The sequence below is a fragment of the Heyndrickxia oleronia genome (genome assembly GCF_017809215.1).
Taxonomy (GTDB): Bacteria; Bacillota; Bacilli; order Bacillales; family Bacillaceae_C; genus Heyndrickxia; species Heyndrickxia oleronia.
Window position 1 is genome coordinate 4,985,090 of the sequence record NZ_CP065424.1, and the last position, 17,469, is coordinate 5,002,558.

A 17,469-nucleotide genomic window follows, 5' to 3' on the forward strand; every position below is an offset into this window, starting at 1 on the left:
TTAATAGGTTTAGTCTAAACTTTTACTATATTTAGCATAGCTTTTCCATTTGGTATAACCTAGTTTCCCATAGAAATCTACCAACCCCGTCCAATCTATGACAATATCATTAATCCCACGTGATCGAAGGACGGCAATTCCAGCTTCCACGATGGCTATACCATAACCTTTCTTTCTTTCCGAAGAATCTACACCTAGAGGGCCAATTCCACCTAATGCTCGATTCAATAGAGGTGACCAGTACACATTTTGAGCAATAAATGGTGATTCGGGGTCATTTACTCGGCAAAAACCTATGATTCTATTATTCTTTTTCAAGACTACAAATTCACGTCCTGTTCCACCTTTATTAAAATAGTGGAGGGCCTCATATTCCCACCTACCCGGAAAACAGCGATGTAAGAAGCTTAATAGTTCATCCTTTTCCATTTCTTTAAGTAAAGTAAAATCTACTTTATCCTTAATGGGCATTGGTGAAGTTAATTCTTTACTATAGTGGGAGATTAAATCATAATCATAGCCATTATTTATATATCCTTGTTTTTCAAACCATGGGTTAGTCGCTTTACATTCAGAGGGAATTCCAGGGAAATAATGCCATGGGTCCCTACCTAATAATATTTCCTGAACACCGGCTACTGCTAATGCATTTTCTGCGTGTTCTAGTAACTTTTGGCCGATCCCCTGATTTCGATGATCTGTTGCAACTAAGAGAATTTGAATCCATCCAACCCTATTACTTAATTGAACAGGGCAATTATCCTCATTCCATTTCTTAGATACTACAAATCCTATAATTTTATTATCATTATCAAGAGCGATGGCAGAACCTGATAAATAAATATTTTTATCATCAAAGCTATTTTGCTTAAATAACTCTTCCCTCATTGGATAATGCTTACCGAGTTCTTCATTCCATAAATTTACTAATTCCTTTAGTTTCCCCTCATCCCAATTGGTTAAGCGCAAGTTTTTCACCCCTTTTCTTTCGTACGTAAAAAAAAATAATAAAAAACAGTCACAATACATGTAATATTATTTCAGAAACATCAAAAATAAAATTCTCTAAATAATGGTAGCGCTGTCATTTATTTAAAGAATTTATAAATCCTGATATAAGTAATTATAATTAATATTCATCATTTTTCAACTATTTTTAAAATAAAATTACACTTTTTTATTTTTACTGACTAATGAAAGTTACCATATATCTTTTAATTCATTTAGTGAAGATACGATAATATCCGGAATAGGAGATTCAGTTAGCGAATTTAATTGATGTTGTGTTTCCCTTTTCCATTTCGATTCTAAGATTTTTTTTATTTCTACATCCTTACTTCTTTGGTCAGCCTTAATTATAAGTAAGTGATATGGTAGCTGACGATAAATAAAAACTGAATAAATCCCAAATGCATTCGCTAATTGAACATCATCATCCAGTCTGTCACCTATATGTGCTATGATTTCTCCATCCTTAGTAAGTGATTGAAGAATTCTATGATCTGGCTTACCATACCCTACTTGATCAGGTGTAATAATTCTTTCAAAATAGCGAGTCAGTCCTAATTCCCTCATTACAGGATATTGATATTTATAAAAGCCATTTGTTACAGCTGCCAATGAGTACCCTCTTTCTTTTAAATATTCAAGAACAGATAAAGACTCATCCTCTAAGAGATAAACTTTTGGAAAGGTTGAATGTTTTTCCACCAATTCTTCTATATTGATGCGTAACTCTAATTGCTGTTTTCTAATATGTTGTTCAACGATGTCATCCCAGTCGTAAGCTTCTACGGTTCTTTTATTTTTCACTCTTAAATAATGTTCATTAAAAAGCTCTTGAATAACATTATATTCATAGCTGCATTTATCTATAATATTCCTCTGTACCTCTGGAAAAACATACTTTACGAATGGATTTTGCATAATTGTCCCATCCAAATCAAATGTTAGCCATTTTTTCATTTCATCGCCCCCGATGTAAGTCCTTCAATAAATTGTTTAGAAGCAAACAAAAAAGCTATGATCATGGGTAAAGATGATATGGATAGCCCTGAAAACAGTAAGTTCCAATCCGTATCATATTCACCAAATAACGTTAACATTCCTAGTGGAATTGTACTTTTATCATCATCATGAATAAAAATTAGTGGGTAAAAAAAATCATTCCACACACTAATTAAATTAACAATCCCAACGATGGCTAAAGGGGGCTTCATTAACGGTAAGATAATCTTGTAATACACCTGAAATTCATTACAACCGTCAAGACGTGCCGACTGGTCTAAATCTTTTGGTAGCGAACGAAAAAATCCATAAAACACAAAAACTGCAAAGGGAATCCCACCAGCAACATATATAATTACAAGTGAAGAAAGAGAATCCAGTAAATTTAATTTCATCATAATCATATAAAGAGGAAGAATAGCCAATTTCATAGGAAGCATTAGACCAAGCATAAAGAAAAATAGAATGTAAGTATTCCATTTATAAGCATATCTTGATAAATAATATGCTGCTAAAGAGGATACAAAAAGGATGAGAAAAATGGAAAGTGCACTAACATAGATGCTATTCCATAAATAACCGCTAAAGTTCACTTTATTCCAAACAGTTAAGTAATTTTCAAGAGAAAAAGATTTAGGTAACCCTAGCGGTGAAGTTAATATTTCTAAGTTTGATTTAAAGGAAGATACAATCATCAAGAAAACTGGATACAAAGCTAAAAAGGAAAAGATTAATAAAATTGTATACTTAATCGTTTGTGGAAATCTTTTTATCATCAATTTTCCTCCCTTATTGTTCAAATTCCCTCTTTTTGAAGAAAAATAATATGATGGCAGTTGCTGCTGCAATAATAAGAAATAAAACAACTGCTAAAGCTGATCCTAAACCAATGGCTTCACCACCATCAACAGTTCCGAATGCTAAACGGTAGAAATAGGTAGCTAATACATCTGTTGAATAATAAGGGCCGCCTGATGAGCCTTGCATGGCAAAAATTAATTCGAATGTCTCAAATGAACCGATAAAGGTAAGTATTGTTTCAATCATAATGGCTGGCATGATCATTGGTATCGTAATCTTCAGTATCATGGTTAGACCTTTTGCACCATCCATTTTCGCTGCCTCAAAAATATCCTCAGGAATCGCTTGAAGACCCGCAAGGAATATTAAGATGGCAAAGCCTAAACCATACCAACTATTCACTAAAATAATTGTATATAATGCCGTGTCGGGATCCCCTAACCAAGGTTGTGCTAAACTCTCTAGACCTATTATTTTTAAGAATGTATTAAGTGCACCATATGTCGGATTAAGGATTAAGCTAAATAGAAAGCCTACTACAATGACTGATAAAAGTTTTGGTACAAATAATACGGTTTTAAAAAACTCCTTGCCTTTTATTTTACTATTGATGATTAACGCTAATATAAATGCAACGATTAATTTCGTTAAAACGGTCCCAATAAAAAAAATGATATTATGCCAAAAAGCATTATTAAATGTTTCTTTAAAAGGGGATTCAGTAAAAAGGCGAACAAAATTTTCTAACCCTATAAATGAATCCTTATGCATTCCTTTAAAGGAGAAAAAACTATTTAGGAAGGCAGACAAGATTGGATATATTTGAAATACGATATAAAAAAATAGGGCCGGCATTAAAAATAAGTGAACAAGATGTTTTCTAGGATACCTTGCTTTTCTTATTGCAGGCATATATTTCACATCTTTTTTCTGTTCATTCATGACTTCTCCCCCCTTGTTAAGGACCATATTCAGTTAAGCCTAAAATTCAGCTTAACTGAATATAAATAAAGGTGTTTATTGCTTTTTAAACCACTTATCCAATGACTTTTGTGTCTCTTCAATCACGTCATCAGCGGTTAACTTATCAATATACATTCCCTGCAGGGCATTTTCAAAAGTCGTTTTAGTTGTCGGACTACCATCACCTAAATGCACAAGCATAAAGTAAGGTGTATTACTTTTTTCACTCATTTCAGTCAATTTTTTTACTAGAAGGTGTTTAGGAGTAACTCCAGGAATCGCACTCATCCGATTAAGCTCATCACTAAACATTTGCCCGAATTTTTTGGATGCTAAAAATTCTATAAACTTCAGGGCCTCTTTTTGGTGTTTTGAAGCCTTAACCACACCATAAGATCCATCTACCCATGTAACTGATGGGGTATCGCCACCTTCTGTATTAGCTACGGATGGTAAAACGTCTATTGGTAAATCTGGATTATTTTGTTCAAAAGACTCTAACCGGTAGTCACCATTGATATACATTGCAGCCTTCCCTGTATAGAACAAAGCCTGTGCATCTTTATCTTCAATCGCGACAAAATCTTTAGGGAAAAATGGTTCAAGTTCCTTCATCCGCTTAATAGATTCTACAAATCTAGGATCATGTAAATTTACTTCGCCTGTTAGAAATTCTTCTACAAATTGATTACCATCATAGGTTGTTGCACCAATTACACTATGGGTCAATGAAAGAAGATAACTAGCTTTACCTGACTGGGCAATTGGTACGATATCTTTACTTTGAAATTCCTTCGAAACTTGAAGTAGTTGGTCCCATGTTTTTGGAGGCTCTAGCCCATTTTCTTTAAATAACTGTGTATTATAAAAAATAACTGCAGAATTTAGTGTCAATGGTACACCATATACTTTTCCGTCACTTCCTTTAGCTGCGTCTAGGTATTCCTTAGGTATATCCGTAAGCCCTTTCACATTATCTAAGGGTAATAAATATCCTGAATCCGCAATTGTCGTAGCCCCTTGATAAGGTCTTAACTGAATAATATCTGGACCTTTTCCAGAGGATAAAGCATTCGTTAAAATCGTTCCATATTCGGTAGACTTAAAGGGTTTAAATTTCACCTCAACCCCTCTATTTTCCTTTTCAAATTCATCAATAAACTTTTCATATGCCGCCTTATCTTCAGGCCTCCAGCTATAAATGGTTAATTCAACCTTATTTACTTTCTTTTCACTATCAGATGACGAAGAGGAACAGCCTGCAAGAAAAATACTTGATACAAATAAAATGGTAATAAAATATATTAAGCATCTTTTCATCTATTTTGTCTCCTTTCATAATCCAGCTTCAAATCTTTACAATACATTGTCGGCAATTTTAATATTGAGGAATAAATAGAATGAGATTAGTCCACTACATATATATGGCGTTAGATAACCCTCCTTTTATCATTAGTAAATTCATCGAAAATGTTTTCTAAGGAATGATTGAAGATGATAAGCACTTATTCTTGTTAGCTTGTGATCTACGAAAGGAGATAAATGATTAGAAGAATGTTAGGTGTGATGTTTAATTTTTTTAACTCTTAAAGTGCTAATATATAATATTAATGTTTCGATATTTTTATTATAAAAATAAAATAATATTTCAGTCACAAGGTAATTTTCCTCTGATAAAAAGAGTAGGCAGTATGAACTGAGGTTCATACTGCCTTTATTCACTGTCCGAAATTATTTTACAGTGATTGTATTGCTTTCCACACTTTCATTATGCAAACGGTCTAGTGCGGTAACAACATAAGTATAAGTTTTATTAAGCTTAGCCGTTTTATCCAAGATTACTTGGTTTTCGGATGTTTTTCGAACTGTCATTAGCAAATATTTAGAACTATTTATACTTCCTTTTTGTTTCCCATCAAATCGATATACAGCATAATAGGCAGTATCATTTTCCTTTTGATCTTCTACAGTCAGTTGAACACCACTTCGTTGATGAACTCCATTCCGAAGCTTTGGCATTTTTGGAGCAGTATCGTCCAACCATGGCATCGTTGGAATGAGTGCTGGAGATTTATATAGATCATTCATTAGGCGATTTTTGATACCAAGTGGATTTCGAATTAAATTCTTTAAACTAAAATGAACGCTACCATGTATATCATTATAGTTCCTCATCAAGTTAATTTGTTTTGAGTATTCCTGCGAATTGGACCAAGCAGGATCTGAATTATTATTTATCTTATAGGCAGCCTGACCAATGTATAAATGGATTGGTTTTCCGGCAATTTCTTTTCTCCACCAGGCACTTAACACATCAAATGAAGCAGGTTTATACCCAATGCTCCAATAAATTTGTGGATTAATATAATCCAGACTTCCATTTTGAATCCATTGCCTTGTATCCGCATATAAATCATCATAATTCGTTTGTCCAGCTTTTGTATTAGATCCTGACGGGTCATCTGCTATATTTCTCCATACACCGAATGGACTGATTCCAAATTTCACATATGATTTTTCATTTTTAATAGAAGTGTTAATTTTTGCAACTAATTTATTTACATTGTCTCTTCTCCAGTCACCTTTATTAGCAAATTGCTTTGAACCATAGCTTTTATAGCTGCGGTTGTCTGGAAATTCTACACCAGCTATTTTATAAGGATAAAAATAATCATCCATATGGACACCATCAATATCATAATTTTTGACAACTTCCATAATGCCATCGACGATGAAATCCTGAACTTCAGGTATACCCGGATCATAGTATAATTGTTTTCCATAGCTTAAAACCCAGTCAGGATGCTTTCTTGCTGGATGATCTTTAGAAAGTTTCTTTATATCCTTGTGGTTCATTGAAATTCGGTAAGGATTAAACCATGCATGAAATTCTAAATTCCGTTTATGTGCTTCTTGAATCATAAATTCTAATGGGTTATAGCCAGGGTTCTTCCCTTGTGTACCAGTAAGATACTCAGACCAAGGACCATACTTAGAAGGATAAAAGGCGTCAGCAGTTGGTTTTATTTGTACAATCACTGCATTCATGCCCATGCCCTTTACATCATTTAGTAATTTCATATATTCTTCTTTTTGTTTTTTTATCGATAATCCTTTTTTGGACGGCCAATCGATATTGTTTACAGTGGCAATCCACACAGCCCTGAATTCTCTTTTTGGTGAAATTACCTCTTTTGCATCGATGCTTTTAGATGGAAATAAGGCAACTAGCAATATTATTGCAACTAAAGCAAATCCACTTTTTTTCATCATCATCCTCCTATTATTTATATGTCCATTTAAGGAAGATTATAGCAATATTTGGAGAATGATAGAACAAAAGATTCATAGATTTAATCAAACGGGTAATTTAGCACAGTAGTATGAATAATTAGTTTATTTAAGTTAGCTAGTCTCCCTTATATATAAAGTTTTTATCTCCTGTAGGTGATAAGGTTATAGAACCAAGGATCACCTGTTTATTCGAACCCGTTGCCTGAGGAACATTAGAGCATTGCTGATGAATTGTTTCATTTGCTAGGATGGCAAAGGCAATTGCTTCTTTAGCATCTGAGGAATAGCCTAGATCCTCTTGTGTATAAATTTTGTAATCTGGTAATAGTCCTTTAAGCATATTTATTAAAGTACGATTATGGCTACCGCCACCACCTAGAATTATTTCGTCAATTTTGACTTTTGGAAAGACAAACTTTTTGTATGCATCATATATTGAATAAGCCGTATAATACGTAACTGTAGCAATCAAATCCTGATCAGACATCTGGGGATAATTCTTAAGGATTTTTTCCGTATAAGTATTCCCAAAAAGCTCCCTACCTGTTGACTTAGGCGGCTGTTTGTGAAAATAAGGATTTCTCAGCCATGTAGCAACTAGCTCCTTATGAACCCTTCCCTTTGCGGCCCAATTTCCATCACAATCATATGCCAAACCTAGTCTTTTTTTACATACTTCATCAATAATCATATTTCCTGGACCCGTATCAAATGCAAAAAGATCCTTGATTTCCCCACCTTTTGACAGGACTGTGACATTCCCTATACCACCAATATTTTGCAATGCTCTCCCTTTAGAATCATTTTGATAAATTAAGTAGTCAGTATAAGGTACAAGTGGCGCTCCCTCCCCCCCAGCTGCTATATCCATTGATCGAAAATTAGAAATAACTGTTATTCCTGTTTCATAGGCGATAACAGAAGGTTCTCCAATTTGTAGAGTTGATTGAACGAGGTTGTCAGTTTCTTGTGGGATGTGAAAGACCGTTTGCCCATGTGAGCCAATAGCATGAATTTGATTCAAAGGGATATCTGCTTCTTTACAAACTTGTTTAACTGCATTTGCGAAAAGCTTTCCTAGCTTGAAGTTCATACTCGTAATCCTTGCAATATTTGACTCTTCTACATTCATACATTGTAAAATTTCCTGCTGTATCTCCTCTGAAAAAGGAACACTAATAAAATGAATAAGTTCTGCTTTGGTCCTTAATCCCCATTCATTTATCCGAACAATTGCTGCATCAATACCATCAATGGATGTTCCAGACATAAGTCCAACTATTAATTTTTCCAGTTTGACCACCCCACTTTTTCTTTCATCGATTCAATTTATATATTTCAGAAATAGCAAGCGCACCAGAGGCAGGTATACAATCCGATTCTAAAAAAATACTAGACGGTAGCTCTTTTGATATCGTTTGTTGAAAAGCTTGTTGTACAAAGATGTTTTTTTCGAGCAAACTACCTTTGCATCCAATTGACACAGGATTTTCCAGGCCTAATTTTTTGATAAGCCTTATTGTTTGGTTACCTAGTTCCGTACCCGCTTTACGAAATATTTCCTTTGCTTCTTGACTTCCTTCTTTCGCTTGAAGATATACAATATATGAAAGAGAGGCAATTTCTCCTTTTGTTGCTTGATAAATAAATCCCTTTAATTCATTTGCATCCCTCATGCCTAGATGATTTAAAATAGATAAAGATAATGGAGAATATGTTATTCCCGTTTCCTTTTCTCCTATTATTTGTTTACAGGCTTGAATAGCGATATCATATGAACTTCCTTCATCCCCCAATAGATGTCCCCAACCACCTGCATATTCCTCTTTTTCTCCATTCCTTCCATATGAAATAGAACCTGTACCTGCAATTGTAAGGACGCCATCATTTAATTCAAAAATAGAATGGTATGCGAGGACAGCATCGTTGACAAGAATAATAGGTAGAGCTGTTGTTTGTTTAAGATATTGATTTATTTTTTGGCGATTCTCCCCAGCTTCAATACCAGCAATTCCTGCAACAACTTGTTTACATTGTGGACCATAAGGGCTCTCTAAACACGCATTCAGAACATCTAAAATATTTGATACAGCAGCTTCAAAATCAATATTCGGATTTCCATATCCAGAATCCACCTCAAAGACTATCTCTTTATTTTCTGTTAGTATAAGTGCTTTAGTCTTTGTCCCACCTGCATCAATACCAATAATATATGACATCAGCTTCCCCCTATTGTTATCCTCTTTGAATTTTATCGATTTAAACCCACTTTATTTTAAATTTGCCCCCACCACTAATAAACTTAAGGAGGTTTTTATCCTCATCGATTATCTCGCCAATCACATTTACCTTTTCATTAGCAGCTAAATTCGTTTTTGTAATTTGTATTTCCCCTTGATAGCGCCCATAATTGCTATTATCTACGGTAATTGAGCCCATTCTGCGTTCAATCATATGTTCAGGCTCAACCGGTCTTTTTCCAATTAATCCATATTCCCTAGATTCCATTGAACGAATACAATCCCTCGCTGAGTCTAATCGATTGGTTTGAGCATTCTCCATTATTGCAATAAGCTCTTTGTCCTTGGTAAACGCTCTTGCTCTTAACAGAAAGCAGTCTTCGTTTATGAAGGTATAGAACTGTTCAAGAGTCTCATCACTTAGCTGTACATCGCCTACTAGTATTTTATTAACTCCTTCCTTAAAATGTAAATCACAATAAGCAGTAAATGGAGATACTTTTCTATGATCCTCTAATGTTGGGAGTCCTTCAAAAAGCGGGGCTCGGAGTTTCCTATCTCCAGGAATAAACGCCATCGTTTTTATTCCTTCAGATGCTAACCATTTATTTTTCACTTGGAAATCCTCACGCCCAAGACCTGTTTCAGGACGAGGATAAAAATTATGCCAAGCCTCTGTTGAGGATAAATTTAAACTAAATGACTTTAATTTTTCTAATGCGCTTTGATTTAACGTACTAGCATTTAGAGCAATCTTTAATTTATGAGATAGCTTAGCAATCATATCTTCACTTACACCATAATCAATACGAAGACCTGTTAGTCCCCATGATAATAGTTGATCCGCTGTTTCCCATGAATAACCTAAATATTGTAGTGACTTCGGTGAGATGTCTGCAATTAGTTCCATATCATTATTTCGTGCAATGGTTCCAAGTTCCATTAGTCTTTCTTTAAATAGATTTGGATTATCCTCTGGAATATGTAGTGATGTAAAAATTGATTTAAATCCTCTTTTTGATACCCTTTCAATATACTCCCTTTGTCCACTAATTGGCTCTGATAAATATACGGATATTCCTAGCAAAGCAATCACTCCTCGATTAATCTTATAATTAGGCTCTATTCTCAAACATTATTGCAATTTTAGGCAAGTTTTTACAAATAAAAAAGTTGAAGACTGAGAATCTTCATAAGAAAGCTGAACCCATTACAAAAGCAGCAAACTAGACAAGTACGGCCTATAATAATAAAAGGGAGGATCGTCCTCCCTTTTTATTATTAAATATCTTCCGCCATTTCCTCTTTAAATCCAAATAAATAAGTGAATAAAAAGCCAAATGCGTAAGCAATAATAATTCCTATTAAATATAATAAATATTTATTATCCGCAATGAGCATTGTGAGTGACAGACCAGAAACCCCAATACTAGTAGCTGCAGTTTTAACTACTGCCTGAAAGGCTCCACCAACTGCTGCACCTAAACATGCAGTAATAAATGGCCTTCCAAGTGGAACTGTTACCCCATATAAAAGTGGCTCACCAATTCCTAGAAAACCAGCAGGAAGTCCACCTTTAATAATGTTTCGTAATCTTTTATTCTTCGTTTTTACAAATATAGCAATTGCTGCACCAACTTGCCCCGCTCCTGCCATTGCTAGTATTGGTAAAAGCGGTGTATTTCCAAGCTGATTCATCAACTCAACATGTATAGGTGTGAGACCTTGATGTAACCCAACCATAACGAGTGGTAGGAAAAATCCTGCTAATAACGCTCCTGCAACTACACCACCGAAATCTAAGATTGCATTAATACCACTTGTGATTCCATCAGATAAAAGTCCTGCAACCGGCATTACAATAAATAAAGATAAAATAGCAACAATCAAAATGGTAATAAGTGGTGTAAAGATAATATCAATTGAGTTTGGCATGATTTTCCTTACTTGCTTTTCTACAACAACCATTAACCACGCAGCAAAAATAACACCGAATAGGCCACCTCGCCCTGGAATGAGAGCGTCTCCAAAAATATGAATATCAGCTAAGCCTGGATTAAATAAGAACATCCCTGCAATCGCACCAAGTACTGGTGTTCCACCAAATTCCTTTGCTGTATTCCATCCAACCAAGACACCTAAATAAGTAAAGATACATCCACCAAGTAGAAGAAGAATCTTCATCCAAGTCAATTCTGGGTCTACTCCAGCATTTTTTGCAAAATTCGCTGCTCCATTGATTAAACCGGATGCAACTAAACCAGGAATAAGCGGAATGAAGATGTTTCCTATACTTCTTAGAAAGTTTTTAAAAGGCGTATTATTTTTTTTCTTCATGTTTGCTTTTTTTAACTGGGCTTTTTCTTCAAAGGACAAATCACCAGATTCTGCTGCCTCTCCGACTTTTAACCCTGTCATATTACTTAAAACATCTGAAACCTTATTTACTGTCCCAGGCCCAACAACAATCTGCAGTGTTTCATCATCAATTACACCCATAACCCCATCGACCTTTTTTAATTGGTCGATATTCACTTTGTTTTGATCCTTTAACTTTAGTCTAACACGTGTCATACAGTGGGCAAGTTGTCTAATATTTTCTTTTCCACCAATATGCTCTAAAATACCTTCAGCTATTGCTTGTTCTTTTTTCATCATTTCTCCCCCCAATGGGCTTATAGTGCTTTTCTTATAAATCCATTCGCCTTTTTTAGACTTACCAATGCTTCTTCATATGAGCATTGAAGTAGAATCATTACAATGGCTGCTTTGACATTATGATTAGCCTTTTCGAAGTACTCACTTGCGATTTCATAATCAACTTCTGTTGATTGCATAATAATCCGTTTTGATCGTTCGACAAGCTTTAGATTCGTTGATTGAACATCAACCATTAAATTCTTATAGACCTTGCCTATACCGATCATTGATGCAGTGGAAATCATATTTAAGATTAGTTTCTGAGCTGTACCAGCCTTTAATCGTGTTGAACCAGTTAATATTTCAGGTCCTGTCTCAACCTCAATAAAAACACTTGCATATTTACTTATTTCTGCACCTTTATTACAGCTTACGCTCACCGTTTTAGCCCCTATTTCGCTCGCATACTTTAGAGCACCTATTACATATGGTGTACGCCCACTTGCTGCAATACCTATCACAGTATCTTTATTCGATAGAGTGATACTTGCTAGATCCTTCCCGCCTTGTTCTTCATCATCCTCGGCGCCCTCAACCGCTTCAGTAAACGCTTTCACGCCACCTGCAATAAAACCTTGGACCATTTCTGGTGGTGATCCGAATGTTGGCTTACATTCAACAGCATCTAAAACTCCTAGTCTTCCACTAGTACCTGCACCTATATAAATTAATCGTCCCCCTTCTTGAAATGATTGGATAACGTAGTGAACGGCTTTTTCAATACTATGAATTTCCATAGCAATGGCTTGAGGCACTGTTTGGTCTTCTCGATTCATCGTTTCTAAAATTTCATGAATTGACATGACATCTAGATTCATCGTGTTGTCATTGCGTTTTTCTGTAGTCAGTTTTTCAAGCATAGTACCATCCTTTAAATTTTATTTCTTAATTTCATTTTATATATTAGAAATAAAATGTCAACATAATCTATTATAATTTGAATTAATATTTTAAAATCCTATTTTATAAGAGATTATAATATAAAAAAACTCGGTATTTCTACCAAGTTTTTTTAGGTTATATACTAGTTTTAGTCTGAAAAATATTACTATTATTTATGCTTAACACTCTTTACTGCCTCTTCAATTCTCTTCATTGCATTCTCCAATCTTTCTCGTGGACATGCAATATTCATCCGTACAAAGGAATCACCATTTTGACCGAATTTATATCCTTCATCAAATTTAATCTTTGCCTCATTTAAGAAATATTGAAATAATTCTTCTCCTTTCATACCAAGTTGACTACAGTCAAGCCAGATGAGGTGGGTTGCTTCTGGTTGGATAGGAATAATCTCCGGAATCTTTGTTTTAAAATAATTTGAGACATATTGCAGATTTCCCTCCAAGTAAACAAGCAATTCCTCAAGCCAATATTCACAAGACTCATATGCAGCAATTGTTCCTTCTACCCCGAATACATTTGGTCTCATTAAACCGAACTGAATAAGCTTTTGCTGATATTGTTCTCGAAGGTCCTTGTTTGGAATCATGATAATCGATGTTTGTAATCCTGCTACATTAAAGGTTTTACTTGGTGCAGCACATATAATACTTTGATTCTTGATTTTTGGATTCACTGCAAATAATGGATGATGTTGATTTCCTTTATACACAAGATCTCCATGCATCTCATCCGAAATAATCCACACATTGTGTTTTAAACATATTTCAGCAACCCTATTCAATTCATCAATCGTCCATACTCTTCCAACAGGATTGTGAGGACTACATAAAATCAATACACTTGCTTTTGGATCGCTTGCTTTTTCCTCTAAATCAGCGAAATCCATTTCATATGTACCATTTTTATAAACAAGTGAATTTTGTACAATTTTACACTGATGATTTTCAATACTACTATAAAAAGGATAATATACAGGTTCTTGAACAATCACATGTTCTCCAGGCTTTGTTAAAATCTGAAGAAGGATATTAATTCCTGGGATAATCCCTGGGCTAAATGATATCCACTCTTTATCTATATCCAGATCGAATCTTTTTTTCCACCACTGGATAATCGAAAGATAATAACGCTCACAAAAAGTTGTATAACCATAAATACCATGTGCCGCTTTTTTCACCATCGCTTGCATAATTTCAGGTGCTACTTGAAAGTCCATATCTGCTATACACATTGGGATAATTTCATTAGGATCAGGTATACTCGACCATTTAACCGAATGTGTACCCGTCCTTACCACACAATCATTCCAATTCATTTTATAATCCCCCTATTACTCATACATCTACATAGCTTTAATATAACTTAGGGCAAACAATAAGAAAAGGCAAGCGCTTAATAAACAAATGCAAAAAAGAACTTTCATTTTTGAAAAGTTCTTTTTAATGGCATATAGTGTCCTTTTTTACTCATTCATACTATATAAATTATTTTCTAATCGAATAATTTCTTGATTAATCATTTGATAAAATTTATCTAAAATTGAGAAATCCATCGCCTCTACATACAATTTTTCTAACTCATCATGCAATGCCTTTGCTTTAGCTAAGCATTTCGTTCCTTCTTTCATCTGATCCTTATACCTTTTATGAACTTCTTTTATCTCTATATTATACTTCTCATCAGTACCAGGAGTAACAGCAGCCATGTATAGATCAATTATCTTATCACCTTTTCGATCTGGAAAGTATTCATGCGGATCGGTACTATCGAAGATAGCAAAGCTTAATTCCCTAATAACTACCATATCAATACTATTAGGATCAAAACCGCAATGATAAATTTCCGTGTCAAATCCTCTTTCTTCTGCTACAGCAGCTACTTTCTTTAATAAAGTAGATTTCCCTGTTCCCGCTCGACCTTTTAAAAAATATCTTCTGTTTAATCCCTCTGTGATATTCGGAATAAAGTCTACTGCCCCTTTTGGTGTGGCCGCTCCTAAAAAACGGTGATAGACGATCGCTTGCTTTGATAAATGCTGCTCGCCAAATATTTGCTGAATCAATTCATCCGTTAATCCGTTTGCCTTATTAAAATCCATTTCCTTGAAATAAATTTCTTCTAGGTCATCATGTTCTTCTAATCCTTTTGCAAAAGTATCATATGCCAACTGAAATGCTCGACTTACTTCATTTTGCAGAGCTATAATTCGATTTTTATTTTGCTGTAGCCGTTCACTGTCCCATGCTACCCCTAAATTAACGTATTCCTCGATTGCTCCTGGTGCATTTGGTTCAACGATATGCGGTGCCATTCCGTCAACGATTCCAAATTTAAGTTTAGGAATAATAACTCCATCAATTGAATCATTATCTGATGAACAATGAATGATTTCAATATCATACCCCTTATTTCTCCATTCACTTGCAAGTTTTTTCATCAAGCTTGATTTTCCTGTCCCAGGTCCCCCTTTTAGAATGAAAAGGCGGTCCAATCCCTTAAGATTCGAATCAAATAAATTATAGAAACCTCTTCCTGTATTACCACCAGCAAAGTAATTTAATACTTTCCCTGCCATGTAAAACACTCCTCTTACAGTAGGATGAAAACAATCTCTCTACACATTAGCCTATGCAATTGATGATATTAGGTGAAAAGAAAAGCAAAAACGCCTCATTCATCTGCATAAGGATGGGTGAATATGGCAATATCAATTTTATCTTGTAGTCAAAAGAACAAAGTTATTACTCAGTTAGCACATTGCCTAAAAAGCAATAATGTTTGCGAAAAGAGCCAAATAAAAAAACAACTTGCATTGAGATTCACTCATTCTACAAGCTGTTTTCAGTCCTTATTTATCGTTCTCTTCCATCTTTGCTAATTGTTCATTCAGGAGTTTTAGCTCCTTCTCAAGACCCTCTAATTGAAGTTCAAGCGGCGATAGATTCCCTTTAACAAACTCTAGCTTTTCTAGATCATGCTGGAGGCGAACATAATCCGCCTTTAAATCTTGAATTTTATATTCAATTTCTTTTCTATTCATTGATAGACACCTCAATTTCTACTATTAGAGTACCTAAAAATATTCAGATATTCAATTCTTGAATATTCGACCATGCATATGCAACCTCTAATATACCACTATCTCCCAACGATTGTTCGGCTATTTGAATCCCTCCAAGCTTCTCGTAAAACTTCCTTGCTGAATGATTATCTTTAAGCACCCATACTAATAAAGAATGAAAACCTTGTTCATTGAGAAATTCTATTACCTTTTGAAACAATAGCTTGCCAATACCTTTTCGATGAAAAAGCTCTAACATATAAATGGTATAAAGCTCGCTATCAATATTGAATTCTCCAGTTCTTTCTTTACCGCATTCAGCAAAAGCAAAAATTTCACCCTCGTCCGTTTCTGCTAAAAAGCATCGATAATTAGGATCTAAATTTTCTAATCTCGGTCGCCAATTTTCAAGTACTCTTTCGTAGGTACGTTTTTTAAATGTTTCTTCTGAAAACATTCCTGTATAAGTTGTAATCCAGCTTTCATAGTGTACCTTGGCAAGCCCCTTAATATCATTAATTGTACCGACTCTTATTTGCATAGATTTTCACTCCTATACTAGTATGGTATAATAAGTTCTGCTTATAGCTTTGATGAGTTATTCATACTATTCTACCATTTAGTGGGCAATTATTTATTTCTTTTAAGCTCTTTTAACAAGAGAATAGGAAGGTGAAAATCTGCATGGACCAGCATACTATTTCATCAATTATGGAAGTTATACAAGACTTAGTACCAAAGGATACCTCGATTGCCATAACGAATGAGAAGCAATATATTTATTATCAGCCGAGCAAACAAATTGATTTAAAAATTAAACCAGGTGATCGTATTAGAGAAGGTACAGCAACATACCAAGCATTAACTGTACAAAAAAAAATATCTGACTATATCGATAAGAATGTGCTAGGAATCTCTTACTTCGGTATATCCTTCCCTATTATAGATGAAGGGCATTTGAAAGGATGTATCACCGCAATTCTTCCGAAAAAGCCAGCAACCTTCTCAACTAATTTTCTTACTGTAAAAACAAATGACCGTTGGTTGCCTGTACCATTTTCACAAATTATGTATTTAGAAGCCCAAAGTAGAAAAACAAATGTACATTCAGATACATTAATTGGTGCACATAAATATAATTTAACAGAATTAGAGTTTTATTTACCCGATGATATTTTTATTCGATGTCATCGTTCTTATATTATTAATATTAATTTTATTGCAGAAATACATCCAGACTCCCACTCAACCTTTTTATTAATTATGAAGGATGGGTCTAAAATTCCTGTAAGCCAGACTTATGCTAGTCAATTTAGAAAAATACTTTGCTTCTAACAACCCGCACTCTCGCTGGTTGTTTTTTTATGGAATATGACCACTTAGATTTGAAACAAAATTGAATATTTAACACAGATCGATTAAAAACAGCTTTCTTTGAATATTTTTACTACTTAACGGGCAAAATATTCTGCTTTACACTTTATAAAAGCCCTTTCA

16 protein-coding genes are annotated in these 17,469 nt (G+C 34.5%); 1 reads left to right on the forward strand and 15 read right to left on the reverse strand.

Going from position 1 to position 17,469, the window contains the following annotated elements; genetic code table 11:
• Positions 1 to 9: 9 nt before the first annotated feature.
• The 15 genes from I5818_RS24940 to I5818_RS25010 all read right to left on the reverse strand — a co-directional run bounded on the left by I5818_RS24940 (position 10) and on the right by I5818_RS25010 (position 16,513).
• Positions 10 to 969, reverse strand: coding sequence for a GNAT family N-acetyltransferase (locus I5818_RS24940; RefSeq protein WP_244975358.1), 960 nt, complete (start codon positions 967 to 969; stop codon positions 10 to 12).
• 231 nt (positions 970 to 1,200) lie between these two features.
• Positions 1,201 to 1,965 carry an HAD family hydrolase gene (locus I5818_RS24945; protein WP_058005729.1) on the reverse strand — a complete coding sequence of 255 codons (765 nt, stop codon included), beginning with the start codon at positions 1,963 to 1,965 and terminating at the stop codon, positions 1,201 to 1,203.
• Positions 1,962 to 2,783 carry a carbohydrate ABC transporter permease gene (locus tag I5818_RS24950; protein WP_058005728.1) on the reverse strand — a complete coding sequence of 274 codons (822 nt, stop codon included), beginning with the start codon at positions 2,781 to 2,783 and terminating at the stop codon, positions 1,962 to 1,964. The genes I5818_RS24945 and I5818_RS24950 overlap by 4 nt, the downstream gene beginning before the upstream one ends.
• Positions 2,784 to 2,796: 13 nt before the next feature.
• On the reverse strand, positions 2,797 to 3,750 hold the full coding sequence (locus I5818_RS24955) for a carbohydrate ABC transporter permease (protein ID WP_209391831.1): 954 nt from the start codon (positions 3,748 to 3,750) through the stop codon (positions 2,797 to 2,799).
• A gap of 75 nt (positions 3,751 to 3,825) precedes the next feature.
• On the reverse strand, positions 3,826 to 5,091 hold the full coding sequence (locus I5818_RS24960) for an ABC transporter substrate-binding protein (RefSeq protein WP_078110422.1): 1,266 nt from the start codon (positions 5,089 to 5,091) through the stop codon (positions 3,826 to 3,828).
• A 411-nt stretch (positions 5,092 to 5,502) separates the two neighbouring features.
• Entirely contained in the window at positions 5,503 to 7,047 is a 1,545-nt protein-coding gene (locus I5818_RS24965) for a glycoside hydrolase family 10-like protein (RefSeq protein ID WP_078110421.1), read from the reverse strand.
• Between the two features lie 133 nt (positions 7,048 to 7,180).
• Positions 7,181 to 8,368: an anhydro-N-acetylmuramic acid kinase AnmK gene (anmK, locus tag I5818_RS24970; protein WP_268876193.1), complete on the reverse strand. Its 1,188-nt coding sequence runs from the start codon at positions 8,366 to 8,368 to the stop codon at positions 7,181 to 7,183.
• Between the two features lie 13 nt (positions 8,369 to 8,381).
• Positions 8,382 to 9,284 (reverse strand): BadF/BadG/BcrA/BcrD ATPase family protein, encoded by a 903-nt coding sequence (locus tag I5818_RS24975; protein ID WP_078110420.1) that lies wholly within the window; start codon positions 9,282 to 9,284, stop codon positions 8,382 to 8,384.
• 40 nt (positions 9,285 to 9,324) lie between these two features.
• A complete protein-coding gene (locus I5818_RS24980; protein ID WP_313902948.1) occupies positions 9,325 to 10,401 on the reverse strand; it encodes a DUF871 domain-containing protein in 1,077 nt (358 codons plus the stop codon).
• A 185-nt stretch (positions 10,402 to 10,586) separates the two neighbouring features.
• A complete protein-coding gene (locus I5818_RS24985) occupies positions 10,587 to 11,960 on the reverse strand; it encodes a PTS transporter subunit EIIC (RefSeq protein WP_058005722.1) in 1,374 nt (457 codons plus the stop codon).
• A gap of 20 nt (positions 11,961 to 11,980) precedes the next feature.
• Entirely contained in the window at positions 11,981 to 12,865 is an 885-nt protein-coding gene (gene murQ, locus I5818_RS24990; RefSeq protein ID WP_071977482.1) for an N-acetylmuramic acid 6-phosphate etherase, read from the reverse strand.
• A 191-nt stretch (positions 12,866 to 13,056) separates the two neighbouring features.
• Positions 13,057 to 14,226: a MalY/PatB family protein gene (locus tag I5818_RS24995; protein WP_078110418.1), complete on the reverse strand. Its 1,170-nt coding sequence runs from the start codon at positions 14,224 to 14,226 to the stop codon at positions 13,057 to 13,059.
• Positions 14,227 to 14,373: 147 nt separating this feature from the next.
• Positions 14,374 to 15,486, reverse strand: coding sequence for a PRK06851 family protein (locus tag I5818_RS25000; protein WP_078110417.1), 1,113 nt, complete (start codon positions 15,484 to 15,486; stop codon positions 14,374 to 14,376).
• Positions 15,487 to 15,759: 273 nt separating this feature from the next.
• Positions 15,760 to 15,951: an SE1832 family protein gene (locus I5818_RS25005; RefSeq protein ID WP_058006937.1), complete on the reverse strand. Its 192-nt coding sequence runs from the start codon at positions 15,949 to 15,951 to the stop codon at positions 15,760 to 15,762.
• 43 nt (positions 15,952 to 15,994) lie between these two features.
• Positions 15,995 to 16,513, reverse strand: coding sequence for a GNAT family N-acetyltransferase (locus I5818_RS25010; RefSeq protein WP_058006936.1), 519 nt, complete (start codon positions 16,511 to 16,513; stop codon positions 15,995 to 15,997).
• 143 nt (positions 16,514 to 16,656) lie between these two features.
• Between I5818_RS25010 and I5818_RS25015 the strand changes: the two genes are divergently transcribed.
• Positions 16,657 to 17,307: a LytTR family DNA-binding domain-containing protein gene (locus tag I5818_RS25015; RefSeq protein ID WP_058006935.1), complete on the forward strand. Its 651-nt coding sequence runs from the start codon at positions 16,657 to 16,659 to the stop codon at positions 17,305 to 17,307.
• Positions 17,308 to 17,469 lie beyond the last annotated feature (162 nt).

What these genes read in the sequence shown, in the direction of transcription:
- murQ (WP_071977482.1), bottom strand. Translation starts at nt 12,865, where the DNA reads ATGCTTGAAAAACTGACTACAGAAAAACGCAATGACAACACGATGAAT.
- I5818_RS24960 (WP_078110422.1), bottom strand. Translation starts at nt 5,091, where the DNA reads ATGAAAAGATGCTTAATATATTTTATTACCATTTTATTTGTATCAAGT.
- I5818_RS25010 (WP_058006936.1), bottom strand. Translation starts at nt 16,513, where the DNA reads ATGCAAATAAGAGTCGGTACAATTAATGATATTAAGGGGCTTGCCAAG.
- I5818_RS24945 (WP_058005729.1), bottom strand. Translation starts at nt 1,965, where the DNA reads ATGAAAAAATGGCTAACATTTGATTTGGATGGGACAATTATGCAAAAT.
- I5818_RS24975 (WP_078110420.1), bottom strand. Translation starts at nt 9,284, where the DNA reads ATGTCATATATTATTGGTATTGATGCAGGTGGGACAAAGACTAAAGCA.
- I5818_RS24985 (WP_058005722.1), bottom strand. Translation starts at nt 11,960, where the DNA reads ATGAAAAAAGAACAAGCAATAGCTGAAGGTATTTTAGAGCATATTGGT.
- I5818_RS24955 (WP_209391831.1), bottom strand. Translation starts at nt 3,750, where the DNA reads ATGAATGAACAGAAAAAAGATGTGAAATATATGCCTGCAATAAGAAAA.
- I5818_RS25005 (WP_058006937.1), bottom strand. Translation starts at nt 15,951, where the DNA reads ATGAATAGAAAAGAAATTGAATATAAAATTCAAGATTTAAAGGCGGAT.
- I5818_RS24995 (WP_078110418.1), bottom strand. Translation starts at nt 14,226, where the DNA reads ATGAATTGGAATGATTGTGTGGTAAGGACGGGTACACATTCGGTTAAA.
- I5818_RS25000 (WP_078110417.1), bottom strand. Translation starts at nt 15,486, where the DNA reads ATGGCAGGGAAAGTATTAAATTACTTTGCTGGTGGTAATACAGGAAGA.
- I5818_RS25015 (WP_058006935.1), top strand. Translation starts at nt 16,657, where the DNA reads ATGGACCAGCATACTATTTCATCAATTATGGAAGTTATACAAGACTTA.
- I5818_RS24965 (WP_078110421.1), bottom strand. Translation starts at nt 7,047, where the DNA reads ATGATGATGAAAAAAAGTGGATTTGCTTTAGTTGCAATAATATTGCTA.
- I5818_RS24950 (WP_058005728.1), bottom strand. Translation starts at nt 2,783, where the DNA reads ATGATAAAAAGATTTCCACAAACGATTAAGTATACAATTTTATTAATC.